12 protein-coding genes are annotated in these 13,492 nt (G+C 72.7%); 4 read left to right on the top strand and 8 right to left on the bottom strand.

What is annotated here, in order from left to right; all coding sequences use genetic code 11:
* Nucleotides 1-185: 185 nt before the first annotated feature.
* Nucleotides 186-1,451 (top strand): cytochrome P450, encoded by a 1,266-nt coding sequence (locus tag ABZ693_RS28465; RefSeq protein WP_359882955.1) that lies wholly within the window; start codon nucleotides 186-188, stop codon nucleotides 1,449-1,451.
* A 160-nt stretch (nucleotides 1,452-1,611) separates the two neighbouring features.
* On the opposite strand, the gene ABZ693_RS28460 is transcribed toward ABZ693_RS28465, so the two are convergent.
* The 3 genes from ABZ693_RS28460 to ABZ693_RS28450 are packed head-to-tail and all read right to left on the bottom strand — an operon-like array spanning nucleotide 1,612 to nucleotide 3,879.
* A complete protein-coding gene (locus ABZ693_RS28460; RefSeq protein WP_359882952.1) occupies nucleotides 1,612-2,253 on the bottom strand; it encodes a hypothetical protein in 642 nt (213 codons plus the stop codon).
* Nucleotides 2,246-3,556, bottom strand: coding sequence for an NAD(P)/FAD-dependent oxidoreductase (locus ABZ693_RS28455; RefSeq protein ID WP_359882949.1), 1,311 nt, complete (start codon nucleotides 3,554-3,556; stop codon nucleotides 2,246-2,248). The genes ABZ693_RS28460 and ABZ693_RS28455 overlap by 8 nt, the downstream gene beginning before the upstream one ends.
* Nucleotides 3,556-3,879: a 2Fe-2S iron-sulfur cluster-binding protein gene (locus ABZ693_RS28450; protein ID WP_359882947.1), complete on the bottom strand. Its 324-nt coding sequence runs from the start codon at nucleotides 3,877-3,879 to the stop codon at nucleotides 3,556-3,558. Before ABZ693_RS28450 ends, ABZ693_RS28455 begins: the two co-directional genes overlap by 1 nt.
* A gap of 243 nt (nucleotides 3,880-4,122) precedes the next feature.
* On the opposite strand from ABZ693_RS28450, the gene ABZ693_RS28445 reads away from it, so the two are divergent.
* Complete coding sequence (locus ABZ693_RS28445; protein ID WP_359882944.1) at nucleotides 4,123-5,559, top strand: alpha/beta fold hydrolase; 1,437 nt, start codon at nucleotides 4,123-4,125, stop codon at nucleotides 5,557-5,559.
* A gap of 149 nt (nucleotides 5,560-5,708) precedes the next feature.
* Nucleotides 5,709-6,938: a cytochrome P450 gene (locus ABZ693_RS28440; protein ID WP_359882942.1), complete on the top strand. Its 1,230-nt coding sequence runs from the start codon at nucleotides 5,709-5,711 to the stop codon at nucleotides 6,936-6,938.
* Between the two features lie 10 nt (nucleotides 6,939-6,948).
* Here ABZ693_RS28440 and ABZ693_RS28435 read toward each other — a convergent pair whose 3' ends face one another.
* From ABZ693_RS28435 to ABZ693_RS28415, 5 genes are all read right to left on the bottom strand, one after another.
* The gene (locus tag ABZ693_RS28435; protein WP_359882959.1) at nucleotides 6,949-7,497 is read right to left on the bottom strand and encodes a GNAT family N-acetyltransferase; all 549 of its coding nucleotides are present in this window, start codon (nucleotides 7,495-7,497) and stop codon (nucleotides 6,949-6,951) included.
* Entirely contained in the window at nucleotides 7,410-8,735 is a 1,326-nt protein-coding gene (locus ABZ693_RS28430; protein ID WP_359882940.1) for an NsdA family TPR-like regulatory protein, read from the bottom strand. The genes ABZ693_RS28435 and ABZ693_RS28430 overlap by 88 nt, the downstream gene beginning before the upstream one ends.
* Nucleotides 8,736-9,236: 501 nt before the next feature.
* Entirely contained in the window at nucleotides 9,237-9,791 is a 555-nt protein-coding gene (locus ABZ693_RS28425) for a VOC family protein (protein WP_359882937.1), read from the bottom strand.
* A gap of 42 nt (nucleotides 9,792-9,833) precedes the next feature.
* Entirely contained in the window at nucleotides 9,834-10,622 is a 789-nt protein-coding gene (locus ABZ693_RS28420) for an SDR family NAD(P)-dependent oxidoreductase (RefSeq protein WP_359882935.1), read from the bottom strand.
* A 111-nt stretch (nucleotides 10,623-10,733) separates the two neighbouring features.
* The gene (locus ABZ693_RS28415; RefSeq protein ID WP_359882933.1) at nucleotides 10,734-12,305 is read right to left on the bottom strand and encodes an amino acid adenylation domain-containing protein; all 1,572 of its coding nucleotides are present in this window, start codon (nucleotides 12,303-12,305) and stop codon (nucleotides 10,734-10,736) included.
* A 253-nt stretch (nucleotides 12,306-12,558) separates the two neighbouring features.
* Between ABZ693_RS28415 and ABZ693_RS28410 the strand changes: the two genes are divergently transcribed.
* Nucleotides 12,559-13,407 carry an NAD(P)H-binding protein gene (locus ABZ693_RS28410; RefSeq protein WP_359882932.1) on the top strand — a complete coding sequence of 283 codons (849 nt, stop codon included), beginning with the start codon at nucleotides 12,559-12,561 and terminating at the stop codon, nucleotides 13,405-13,407.
* The last annotated feature ends 85 nt before the right edge of the window (nucleotides 13,408-13,492 follow it).

Here is a 13,492-nt window from a genome sequence, read left to right as displayed (position 1 = left end):
ATCTTGGCCTCGTCGTACGCCTCGGCGACCACGCTGCCGGAGGTGAGCAGGACGGGACCACGAGTCCCGGGCGCCCCCGCTTCGCATGACCCCCTTCAACCGACCCTAGTCCGAGCCGACTTGGGCTCGATCCGCGCTGCCTACGGTGAGGCCAGACCCGTGACATCCCAAGCGGAGGTTCCCTCGTGACCATCACCCAGGAGACAGCCCCCCAGGAGACGGAGCCCCAGGGCACCGGCTGCCCGGTGGCGGGCACGTTCCCCTTCAGCGGATCCAGCTACCAGGGCCCGTCCCCGGCGTACGGGCGGCTGCGCGCCGAACAGCCGGTGGCGAAGGTGCCCACCGCGGGGGGCGTGGACGCCTGGCTGGTCACCCGCTACGAGGACGTGCGCCGGCTGTCCGCCGACCCCCGGCTCAGCCGTGCCCAGGCCTGCGGCGAGGGCGCTCCCCGGGTCGGCGGCACCATGCACACCACCCCCGAGATGATCATCTCCCTCGACGGCGCCGAGCACGCCCGGCTGCGCAAGCTGGTGGCCGGCGCGTTCACCATGCGCCGGGTCGAGCGGATGCGCGACAACGTCCAGCGGGTCACCGACGAACTCCTCGACGACATGGCCGCCAAGGGCGGCGTCGTCGACCTCGTCCAGCAGCTGGCGGTGCCGCTGCCGCTGACCGTCATCGGCGAGCTGCTCGGCGTACCGGCGCAGGACCTGCGGGAGTTCGAGCAGTGGGCCCGCGCGTTCGCCACCGTCGACGACCGGGCCGGCGGCGAGGCGTCCCTGCACGCGCTCGGCAAGCTCAGCGAGTACATCGTCGGCCTCATCGCCGAGAAGCGCGCGAACCCCACCGACGACATGCTGTCCGAGCTCATCGCGGCCCGCGACGACGACGACCGGCTCAGCGAGCCCGAACTCGTCACCTTCGGCTTCACCCTCATCGGCGCCGGCTTCGACACCACCGCCAACCAGCTCGCCAACTCGGTCCTCGCCCTCCTCGCCGACCACCCCGACCAGTGGCGCGCGCTCGTCGAGGACAGCACCCGGATCCCCCGGGCCGTCGAGGAACTCCTGCGCCACGTCAACCTGTTCGCCACCGACACCTCCGGCTTCCCGCGGATCGCCGCCGAGGACATCGAGGTCGGCGACGTGACCATTCCCAAGGGCGACGCCGTCCTGCTCGCGCTCGCCTCGGCCAACCGGGACCCGGAGGTCTTCGCCGACCCGGACCGGCTCGACCTCGCCCGCGAGCGCAACCCGCACATCGCCTTCGGCCACGGCATGCACTACTGCCTCGGCAAGCACCTCGGCCGGATGGAGATGGAGATCGCCCTCGAAGGGCTGACCCGCCGATTCCCCGACCTGCGGCTGGCCGACCCGGACGCCGAACTGCCGTGGCACGTCGGCGAGATCAACCACACGCTGACCAGCCTGCCGGTGGTGTGGGGCGCCTGAGGCCCCCCGTACGTACAGACACGGACGCGACGGTCCCGGTCACCCTCTCGGTGGCCGGGACCGTTCGTTGTCCGGAGCCAGGGGAGGTACGCGTACGACCGCGCCCCGGCTCGCGGGAGCCGGGGCGCGGTCGTGGCGGACGTACGGTCCGGGCCGGCCGTCAGGACGCCGGGACGGCGGAGACCCAGGTGCCGGTGGAGTCGACGTCGATCGGGCCCAGCGGCGCCTGGCCCGGGTCCGTGGTGACGAAGGCGTACGCGACGGTCGTCAGCGTCTTGCCGGATATCTTGCCCATGTGCACGGCCTGGACGACCCCGGGGATCGCGCCGCCCTCCACGCTGCCGTGGGTGATGTAGAGGGCGAAGGTGCCGTCCGGCTTCGCGTTCCAGAAGCCGGTCTCCGTGAACAGCGGCTGCCCGTTCGCGTCGAGCGGCCCGTCGCCGGTCAGCTGGTGGTCGGCGCGGAAGGTGAAGCGCGTGGGGTTGGTCGAGACGCCGCCGTCGGGCGTGTGGACGGTGACCATGAGGTCCCAGACCCCGACCAGGGACACCGGGGCGGTGCCGCCGTGACGCGGGTGCGGGCGCTTGCCCGCCGTGGCCGCCGCCGCGGCGCTGGTGCCGGCCAGGACGGCCAGCACGGTCAGCCAGACGCCCAGGACCCGCAGCGCGATCGGGCGCGGGGTGCGCGGGGTGCGCGGGGTGGCCAGGAGGGCCGGGGTGGCCGCGGTGGCCGGGGTGGCCGGGGTGGCCGGTGCGCCCGGACGGGCCGGGGCGGGTGCCGGGGTGGGTGTGGTCTCAGACATGAACGGTCCGCCTTTCTACGGAAGTTCGAGGTGTCGAGGCGGCGGGGCGGCGTGCCAGGTTCTTGAGGTCGAAGCCCGGCTGCCGGACCGTGTCGGGCGACAGGTCCGTGCCCGTCGCGAGGAGCCGGCGGGCGATGCCGTGGTCCGCCGGCCGGTTCACCGACTCGACGCCGATCAGCCGCCCCTCCCGGAAGCAGAAGACGGAGAACCGCCCGCTGTCCCGGTCGCCGACGGTCACCGTCTCGTCGTGGTCCGCGGTGAGCCCCGCGATCTGGAGGCGCAGCGCGTACTGCTCGGACCAGAACCACGGCACCGCGGTGTACGGGGCGGACTCGCCGTCGCCGTCGCCGTCGCCGTCGCCGCACAGCGCGGCGGCCACGCACTTCGCCTGGTCGGTGGCGTTCTGCACGGACTCCAGGCGGATGTGCCGGCCGCCCGCGTGCGGGCTGGGGAAACGGGCGCAGTCGCCCACGGCGTAGACATCCGGATCGCTCGTCCGCAGCCGCTCGTCGACCACGACACCGTCCCCGACGAGCAGCTCCGCGGCCGTCGCGAGCGCCGTGTCCGGCAGCACCCCGACCCCGACCACGACCAGATCCGCGTCGATCCGCCGGCCGCCGTTCAACTCGACCGAGTGGACCCGGTCTTCGTCGTCTCCGTGCAGCGCGGCGATCTCCTGGTTCAGGAGCACCCGCACTCCCCGCGCGCGGTGCTCGGAGACCAGCCGGTCCGCCATGCCGGGGGTCAGGGCGCGGGCGAGCGCGCGGGCCTGCGCCTCGACGACGGTCACCTCGTGGCCGAGGCCGCGGGCCGAGGCCGCCACCTCCAGGCCGATGAACCCGGCGCCCACGACGACCAGCCGGCGCGGCGGGCCGTCGAGCCGTCGCCGCAGGTCCTCCGCGTCGGCAAGCCCGCGCAGCGTCGACACCCCGTCCAGCGAGGCGCCCGGCACGGGCAGCGTGCGCGGCCGGCAGCCGGTCGCCAGGACCAGCGCGCCGTACGGCACCCGCAGCCCCGAGTCCAGCGTCACCGTGTGCCGCTCCCGGTCGATCGACACGACCCGGTCGCCGGCCAGCAGATCGATGTCCTGCGCGGCGAAGAACTCCGCCGGACGCAGCGCGATGTCGGCGGCCGGGACATCGCCCGTCAGATACCCCTTCGACAACGGCGGCCGGTGGCACGGCCCCGGCGGCTCCCCGCCGATCAGGGTCACCCGGCCCTGGAACCCGCGGGCCCGCAGCGCGGCCGCGGTCTCCACCCCGGCCTGGCCCGCGCCGACTATGACCACCGCGTGCGGGGCCATCAGCTCTGCGCCTCGGGCAGGTGGACCAGCAGGCCGTCGAGCGCGTCCGAGATCGGCAACTGGCAGCTCAGTCTGCTGAGTTCGGTCCGCTCGCAGGCCGTGCCGTACAGCACGTCGTCCTCGACCGAGTCCATCTCCGGCAGCGGAAGCGTGTTCGCGGGATCGATGTACACATGGCACGTGCCGCACTGGGCGGAGCCGCCGCACTGGGCCTCGATGCCGTCGACGTTGTTGAGCTTCGCCGCGCGCATGACCGTGTTCGGGGCGTCGGCGTCGACGGCGGTGACGGTGCCGTCGGGGTGCTTGTAGGTGATCTTGGCCATGGCGAGCGCTCCTCGTTTGGGCGGCCCTGGAGGTATGCGGGGACTGTGGCGAGGCGGTCTCCAGTTCGAGTGGAGCGCGTCTGGATCGTGGTGCGGGTTCAGACGATGGGGGGTGCGGTCGTGGGGGCGGCGGGCTCGCTGAGGTGTGTGGTGGGTGGGTACGCGGGGGCCATTCCGGGGTCCAGTGCTGCTCTAGGACGCACCGAGACGCTGGCCGTCTGACGAGATCGGAGGTTTGCGGTGGTGAGCGAGTTCTCCACACAGCGGCCGCGGTGGGCGCCCGGGGCGGATCAGGGCGACGAGCGGGTCGAGTACGCGACGATCGAGGTGCCCCGTGACTACGGCGACCCCGGGGGCGAGCGGATCACGCTGGCGCTCAGCCGCCGCCGCGCCACCGACCCGGCGCGGCGGCGCGGGGTGCTGCTGGCCGTCAACGGCGGGCCGGGCGGGGACTGGGGTGGCGGCCGGGATCTGCCCGGGCGGTACGTCGGGACGCCGCTGCACGAGGTGTACGACCTGATCGGCTTCGACCCGCGCGGTATCGGGGCGTCGACGCAGCTGCTGGCCGAGGTGTCCGTGCCCGCCGTACCGGCGGACTCGCGTCCGCCGGACGAGACGTTCGCGGCGATCGCCGAGGACATGCGGCGGCGCGAGGAGGCCTGCGCGCGGGCCGGGGGCGCGCTGCGGCCGCACATCAGCACCCGTAACACCGCCCGCGACATGGACGTGATCCGGGCCGTACTCGGCGAGGAGCGCATCAGCTTCGTCGGCTACGCGTACGGGGCGTATGTGGGGGCCGTCTACGGGAGCCTGTTCCCGGGCGGGCTGGACCGGCTGGTCCTCGACTCGTGTGTCGGCCCGGACTGGACCTGGCGCGAGCAGTTCCTCCAGCAGGGCGACGCCGTCCAGCGCAATGTCGACCTGTGGGCCGGCTGGACCGGGGAGCGGAACGGCACCTTCGGGCTCGGCGGTTCGGCCGAGCGGGTGCTCGGCACGGTGGAGGGCGTCGTCGCGGCGCTGGAGGCGCTGCCGGAGGACGCCGTACGGCTGCGGTCGCTGTTCGACGGCGCGGTCGGCGACTGGGCCGGGGACCGGGCGCGTTGGGCCGATCTCGGGCAGCTCGTCGGCGGGCTGCGGGACGCCGCCGGCGCGGGTGATGCCGGGCGGTGCCGGGAGCTGCTGGCGCGGCAGGAGACGTGGCGGGCCGCGGACAGCGAGGGCGATCTGCGGGTCGGCGTCCTGGAGGCCATCACCCTGGAGCACGCCTGGCCCGCCGACCTGGAGGTCTACTACCAGGACATGCGGGAGTTCCGGAAGCGGTTCCCGTACGGGAACGGGGTGTTGAAGGCCTCGCCGTGGGTCGGCGCGTTCCGGTCGTTCGAGGCGCCCGAGGAGCCGACGGTGCTCGGCCGGGACGGGTATCCGGTGGGGCTGATCGTGCAGGCCGACGGGGACCCGATGGACCACTACGACGGGGGTGTGGCCATGGCCGAACGGCTCGGCCACCATCTGCTCACCGTCGAGGACTCCGGGGAGCACGAGGTGTACGTACTCTCCGGGAACCCGCACGTCGACGCGGTCGTCCACCGCTACCTGGTCGACGGCGTGCTGCCGCCGGCCCGCTCGTCCGTACCGGGCCGGGCGTCCCGTCCCGACGTCGCCGCCGACGCGGCGGCCTGAGCCGGATCCGTCCGCCGGGCCGTGGGTGTTCCTGCGGCCCGGCGGTTTGGCGGTTTGGCGGTTCGGCGGCGTTCGAGTCGGGGGCAACCGCTCCTCCAGTCGACCCTTCTACGTTTCGCACAACCCTGCCCGCTCATGGAGGTGCCGTCTTGTCCGCGACCGAACAGGCCTTGGAAACACCGGTGTTCCCGCTCGCCGGCTCGTCCTACCGCTGCCCCGCCCCCGGGTACGCCCGGCTGCGCGCCGAGGCGCCGGTGGTCCGGGTGCGGACCGAGGGCGGCGTCGACGCCTGGCTGGTGACCAGGTACGAGGAGGCCCGGGAGGCGCTCGCGGACCCCCGGCTGAGCCGGGCCGAGACCGTGAAGCCGGACGCGCCCCGGATCGGCGGCGCGATGACCTCGTCCCCCGACATGATCATCTCGATGGACGGAGCCGAGCACGCCCGGCTGCGCCGCCTCGCCGCCGGCGCGTTCACCGCCCGCCGTATCGAGCAGATGCGTCCCGGGATCCAGCGGATCGCGGACGGCATCCTCGACGAACTCGCCCTGGGCGGTGGCCCGGTGGACCTGGTCGAGCGGTTCACCGTACCGATGCCGCTGACCGTCATCGGCGAACTCCTCGGCGTGCCCATGCGGGTGCTGCGGATGTTCGTCGCGAACGCGCGGGACTTCGTCACCGTCGACGACCAGGGCGAGAACTCCGACTCCGTCAACGGCATGGCGAACCTCTTCGAGTCGATGGTCGAAGTCGTCGCGGACAAGCGGAAGAACCCGGCGCAAGATCTGCTGTCGGACCTGATCGCGGCCCGCGACAGCGGCGACCGGCTCAGCGAACAGGAGCTGGTCACCTTCGCCTTCACCCTGATCGGCGCCGGCTTCGACACCACGGCCAACCAGCTGGCCAGTTCCGTCCTCGCGCTCATCGCCCACCACCGCGACCAGTGGAACTGGCTCGCCGAGGACCGCACCCGCGTCCCCCGGGCCGTCGAGGAACTGCTGCGCCACGTCAACCTGTTCTCCACCGACTCGGCCGGCAACCCGCGGATCGCCGCCGAGGACGTGGAACTGGGCGGCGTGAAGATCGCCAAGGGCGACGCCGTGGTGATCGCGATCTCGGCCGCCAACCGCGACGAACGGGTCTTCCCCGACCCGGACCGCCTGGACCTCGCCCGCACCCCCAACCCGCACCTGTCCTTCGGCCACGGCATGCACCTCTGCCTGGGCAAGCAGCTCACCCGGATGGAGCTGGAGGTCGCCGTCGACGGCCTCGTCCGCCGCTTCCCCGACCTCTCCCTCGCTGTCCCCGAGAGCGAGATCCCCTGGCACCTGGGCGGCATCAACCACGCCCTGGGCGCCCTGCCGGTGACCTGGAGTTCCTGACCCCAATCTCTTATGGGCGGAGAGGAAGCTCCGCGAGCATGACGGCGCAGACCGGGGAGTCAGGGAAGGGCCGGCGTTCGCCGACCTTCTCGAAGCCCCAGGACTCGTAGACGGCTTGCACCTTGGGGTGCTCGGTGTCGACCAGGAGGACCACGAGGTCTTCGGCCCGCTCTTCCAGAAGCGCCCGGGTGACGAGCCTCGCCGTCCCGGTTCCCCGGTATTCCGTTCGCACGGCCAGCTCGGAGAACGCGAAGGTCTCGTGCTTCTCCGGGACGTCTGTGAGGTACTCGCGCCACCATTCCCGGTACGGCCTGGCCGGAGCGCCGTAGGCGAACGCCACTGGTGTCTCCCCTTCGAAGGCGATCACGCAGGCGAACGCCGGGTTGCCACCCCAGTGGTCCACGAACCAAGGGAAGCGCTGGTTGAACTCGTCGTCCATGGCGTCGGCGTAGGCGTCCGCATGGATGTCGATCAGTGCCTGGCGGATCCGCGGGACATCGGCGTGAGTGAAGTATCGGACTTCCGGCTTGGGGGTGTTCCCGCTCGGTTCCCTTCGGATCGGATGCGGTCCCCCCACTCTCGTGACACCGCCGCATCCGGCGCAAGGGCGATCAAGTCCCGGTAGTAGTCGCCGAGGAGAGAGCGGAGCCGGCCGGGGAGCGGGTCCCCGTCCATCAGCTCGAAGACTGCCGACGCCGTGGCGCATGCCTGGTCGAGATCGCCTTGATGGAGCTGGGCGAGGGCGAGCCGGGCGGTGGCCATGGCCCGGTTCCTGCGGAACTGTGGCGGGATCGAGGCCAGGGCCTGGTGGGAGGCCGCCTCGGCGTGGTCGAAGTCTCCGATGCGGTCGCGGACGATAGCCGTGATGGCCATGAGCTCCCCTCGCCCGTAGAAGGCCACCCAGCTTGGCCGGGGTGCGTCGGGGGTCGCCTTCTCCAGAGCCTCCCACGCATGGCCCAGGGACCGGATCGCGGCCTGCCGGTCGAGGCTCGCGTGACCGATCGCCGTGCGGGCATGGGCCAGGGAGGCGTAGAACGGGTCTCGCTTGGTGATGCTCGTGGACTGGGCTGCCATGGCGGAGTCCACGGCCTGCGTGCGCTCGTCGCGTTGGCGGGCCAGCATCGCGTACAGGTTCCAGGTGCACAGTTCCGCACCCGAGTCCCGGCCCATCCCGGCCAGGTACAGAGCTCGGCCAAGGAGAGCTTGGGCCCGGTCGCCCCGGCGGGCGTCGAGAGCGCTCCAGGCCGCTGCCGCGGTGTAGTCGGCGGCCACCGTATAGAGGCGTCGGCGGATGCGCTGGGTGGCGCCGAGCTTCTGCTTCTCCAGCGCTTCGGCCGCCCCGGCCAAGGCGGCCCGTTCAAGGGCTTCGTGGCCGCCCCTCGTGTCGTCCACCGCCATCAGGTTGTCCAGCCCGCTGCGGAGCCGGATGACATCGGAGGTGCCCACCTGTGGAGGGGCACCCAGGAACGGGGCGGCCGCCGCGACCATCGTTCCGCCGGCACCGGTGAGGAAGTTCCTCCGATCCACGGAATCCTCCAAGGGAGTCGAGGGGCGTTTTCTTACTGGTGGACGGAAGCCCAGCTCCTCGGCTGTGCGGCGGAACACCGCCTCCAGCGCGTCCCGTTGCCGAGGGTGAGGCCACTTGGTCGTGCCGGTCAGCCAGTTCCGGACCGTGCGCTCGCCGACCGTGCCCTTGTACCCCTTGTCGATCAGGCGGCTGTTGACCGCGTCGGCCAACTCATGCTGCTTGAAGCCGTGCTCCCGCATGGCGCTGGCGAGGTGCTCGTTGCCCTCCATGTACCCACGGTAGCGACCCGTATTCAGTACGTGAGTGTGAGTGACCGGAATTTCCGGTCGGAATGGACGCGTACGTGCGGGATGTTTCCTCCTGGCGCAGCTCCGTCGGTCGTTCACGGAATCGAGGCCCCGCCGCTCCTCGGAAGACCGTGAGCGGTCCACCCACCCGTGAACAGGTCCTGATGACTGTGATGTCTCGCCCCACAGGGCATCCCGTGTACTCGCAGACCCTCCCGCGCGAACCGCAGAGCGCGGCAGTCGCCCGCCGGCTGGTCAGGACGGCGCTGGCCGTCTGGGGTCTGGAGTCGCTGAGCGACGACGCGGGCGTAGTGATCACCGAGTTGGTCTCCAACGCGGTGGCACACAGCCGGCTCGCGTCGATTCGTGTGATCGTCGCCAGGCCGTCAGTGACCGGGGTCCGGCTGAGCGGACGCGAAGGCCCCCGCCCGGATCCTCCGGGTGGGGGCCTTCGCGGTGTGCGGGGTGGGGTGGGGCCGGGGGTCAGCTGATCGGGGCGTCGCGTTGGACCTCGGTCGGGTCCGTGCCGGCGATCCAGGCGTCCATCGAGGGCTTCATCAGGGTGTTGAGCAGCTCGACGCGGATGCCGCCGAGGCCGCGGTGGTAGACCCACGTCAGCTTGCCGTCGGCCTCGAAGTCGTTGGAGGCCTCGACGTCGAGGCCCAGGTCCACGAGAGCCGCGGAGATCTCCTCGATGCGCTCGTCCTCGGCCCAATAGCCCACGTGGTGCGCGCCGTTGCTGCCGTCGGAGACCCAGACCGTGCCGGGGATCGCCTCGACGAGTTCGAGCCGGGGCTCCTCGACCGAGAGCACGAAGCGCTGGGCGGCGTGCTGCCGGCCGTGCGGGGTGCGGGCCGTGACCTGGAGTTCCATGACGGTGGTCCAGTGGTAGCCGGCCAGTTCGCTCAGGGACTTCATCGCCGATTCGAGGTTCTCCACCACCAGGCCTGTGTGGAACAGGGCCTCGGGTGTGAGGACCGCGCCCGGCGCGGGGCGGGAGGAGCCGTTCTGGTGGTGCTCGTTCGCTGTCTGCGACATCGCGCGTCGCCGTCCTTCCGTTGGCGTGAGTGGGGAACGCGGTCAGACCTGGCGTGCCCGCACCAGGTCCGCGCCGCCGTCCATCGTGAGGATCTGGCCCGTCATCCAGGCGCTGCCCGGTGCGGCGAGCAGGGTGATCCAGCGCGACACGTCCTCCGGGACGCCGGTCACGCCCATCGGCACGCTCGTGGCGGCCTGCTGGAAGAGCTCGTCCACCTGCTCGGTGGTCATGCCGTGGGACTCGTACACCTCGGTCCGCACCCAGCCCGGCGCCACCGCGTTCACACGGATGCCCCGGGGGGCCAGTTCCAGGGCCCAGCTGCGGGTGAAGGTGTCCACGGCCGCCTTGCTCGCCGCGTACACCGAGGCCATGGGGGTCGGGTTGTGCCCGGCCGGGCTGGTGACGAAGACGATGCTGCCGCCGGGCGCGGTCAGGGCGGGGAGCAGCCGGTTGGTGAGGATGATCGTGCCGAGGACGTTGATGGCGAAGAGTTCGCGGGCGGCCTCGGGGTCGATGGCCCCGACGGCGCCGATGGTGTGCACGCCGGCGTTGTGGACCAGTACGTCGACGGTCCCGCCCCAGGCCTCGACGGCCTCGGCGACGGCGTCGGCGCCCTCCTGGGTGCTCACGTCCGCGCACACCGGGACCAGCGCCGGGTGCAGGGCCGCCACCTCGTCCAGCTTGTCCTTGCGGCGCCCGGTGACGATCACCCCGGTGGCGCCCTGCCGGGCGAAGTCGAGGGCGGTGGCACGGCCGATGCCGGTGGCGCCGCCGGTGACCACGACGTACCGCGGTGCGGAGGGTGCGGAGGGCTGGGGCTGTTCGGTCATGCTCCGTCCTTTCGAGAGGGCTCTGGGCGACGGGTGATTTCGGATGTCTCCGTCTCGTCATCAATCCAGAGCCGGCTGGAACGTGGGTCGAGCGGGCGGTACGGGGCGAGGTCAGACGTAGATGGACCGCGACGTCCAGTCGGGGGTGGGCAGCGCCTTGCGGTCGGTCTTGCCGTTGCCGGTGACCGGCAGCGCGTCCAGCGCCACGAACGCCGCCGGGAGCATGTGCTCGGGCACCAGGTCGCGCAGGTACGAGCGGAGCGCGCGGCGGTCGAGGGTGTCGCCCTCGGGCACCACCCACGCCACCAGGCGGCGGTCGCCCACATGGCTCTCGCGGACGCCGACCGCCGCGCTGCGCACCTGAGCGTGCCCGGCGAGCACGCTCTCCAGCTCGCCCGGCTCGATACGGAAGCCGCGCAGCTTGAACTGGTCGTCGTTGCGGCCGAGGAAGACGACGACGCCGTCGGGGCGCCGTACCGCCAGATCGCCGCTGCGGTAGTAACGGCCGGTCATGGCAGGCGTGTTGCTGGTGGTGAAGGCCTTCTCGGTGAGGTCGGGGCGGCGCCAGTAGCCGCGCGAGACGCCGGCCCCGCCGATCCACAGTTCGCCGGGCGTGCCGTCCGGGAGCGGCGCGCCCGTGTCGTCGACGATCCGGACGTCGACGTTCTGCAGGGGCGTGCCGATGGGGACCGAGTGCCCGAGGTCCTCGTGCGGGTCGACCCGGTGGCAGAGGGCGAACGTGGTCGTCTCGGTCGGCCCGTACCCGTTGACGATCCGGCAGTCGGGCACGGCGGACTGGAGCTCGCGGAGGTGCGGGACGGAGAGGACGTCCCCGCCGGCCAGGACCGTGCGCAGCCCGGCGAACGCCTTGACGTCGACCTCGATCTGGCGGTGGAAGAGCGCGGCGGTCAGCCAGAGCACGGTGATGCCGCCGTGCCGCAGCAGGGTGCCGAGTTCCTCGGCCTGGACCTGGCGCGGCGGGGCGAGGACGAGGCGGGCGCCGTTGAGGAGGGCGCCCCAGATCTCGAAGGTGGCGGCGTCGAAGGCGACGGGCGCCAGCTGGAGGATGCGGTCGTCGGGGCCCAGGTCGACGTAGTTGGGGCCGGTGACCAGGTTGGTGATGTTGCGGTGCTCGACCATGACCGCCTTCGGGCGGCCGGTGGAGCCGGAGGTGTACATGAGGTACGCGAGGTCGTCGCCGGCCGTCTCCGGGAGGGGGACGTCGGCCACGGGTACGTCTGCCGTGACGCCGTCCGCTACGGGGGCTTCCGCTTCGGGGGCTTCCGCCGCCGGGCCGTCCGGCCGGGCCGGGACCTGGAGGACGGGGATCCCGTAGGGGGCGAACCGTTCGGCGTCGTCCGGCCCGCACAGGACGGCGCTCGCCCCGGCGTCCCCGAGCACCTCGGCCACCCGCGCCGCCGGGTCGTCGACCGAGAGCGGGACGAACGCCGCGCCGGCCGTGAGGACGCCGAGCAGCGCGGCGACGAGCCCGGGGGAGCGGTCCAGGCAGACGGCGACCCGGTCGCCCGCGCGTACGCCCGCCGTCCCGGCCAGGACGCGGGCCACCTCCCGGGCCCAGGCGTCGAGCCGGGCGTACGCGAGGTGGTCGTCCCCGGCGGAGACCGCCACGGAGTCGGGGGTCTCGGCGACCCGCCGGCGAAACGCTGCGACTACCGATGTCATCGGCCTGGCTCCTCACGAGTCGAGCATCACGGGAGCGGCAGGGTGAGGCAGGGCCCTCGACCGGCGGTGGAGGAGGCCGGCCCGCAGGCCGTCGACCAGCGGCGGAATCGAACAGATCCCCTGGTGGATCAAGGCGCGCGCGAGTGCGGGCCGGTTCACTGAACCACCGGCTCCGTATAGGGCCCGGCGGGCGGCGCGCCCGCCGGCCGGGCTCCCCCCGACCGAGCCGGAACCGCATCGACAGGAGTACAGCATGACCATCCTGGTAACCGGCGCCCGCGGCAACGTGGGACGTCGCGTCCTCGCCCGCTTACACGCCGCCGGGCGGCCCGTACGCGCCTCCAGCCGCACCCCTGGCGAGCTGGACGCCCCCGCCGGAGTGGACGTCGTCCCCCTCGACCTCAACCGCCCGGAGACCTTCGACGCCGCGCTCGACGGCGTGGACCAGGCCTTCCTCTACGCCGAACCCGACGGGGCCAAGGAGCTGTTCGCCGCGGCCGCGCGCGCCGGGGTCCGGCACGCCGTCCTGCTGTCCTCCTCGACGGTCGGCGGACCAGGGGCGGCCACGGACCCGCTGGGGCAGTTCCACGCGGCGGTGGAGGAGTCCCTCGCGGCGTCGGCGCTGTCGGCCACGGTGCTGCGGCCCGGTGCCTTCGCGGGCAACGCGTACGGCTGGAGCGCCGCCATCCGCGGCGGACAGCCCGTACGGCTGCCGTACGCGCGCGCCCACACCGTGCCCGTGCACGAGGACGACATCGCGGACGTCGCCGTCGCCGCGCTCGGCGATCCGGCCGTCGCGGGCCGGATCCTCACCCTCAGCGGTCCCGAGTCGCTGTCCTTCACCGAGCAGATCGGTGTCCTCGCCGACCTCCTCGGGCGCGAGATCCCCGTGCACGAGCTGACCCGGGAGGAAGCCGTCGAGGAGATGGGCCGCTTCATGCCGCCACTGGTCCTCGCCTCGCTGCTCGGGCACTGGGCCGCGGCCGTGGACCGGCCCGCCCGGATCGAGGACACGGTGGAGCGGATCACGGGCCGGCCCGCGCGGACCTTCCGCCAGTGGGCCGAAGAGCACCTCGGCGCGTTCACGCCCGCCGGCGGCTGAGGACACCGACGGCCCAGGAGTGATCGAGCGGGGTTCGAGAAACGGCTGTCAAGGTGCCCCGTGCCTGCTCCCGGCCGGGCGGGTC

It is taken from the genome of Streptomyces laurentii, assembly GCF_040635425.1.
GTDB classification, from domain to species: domain Bacteria; phylum Actinomycetota; class Actinomycetes; order Streptomycetales; family Streptomycetaceae; genus Streptomyces; species Streptomyces laurentii.
This window is presented reverse-complemented; position numbering and strand designations above follow the sequence as displayed.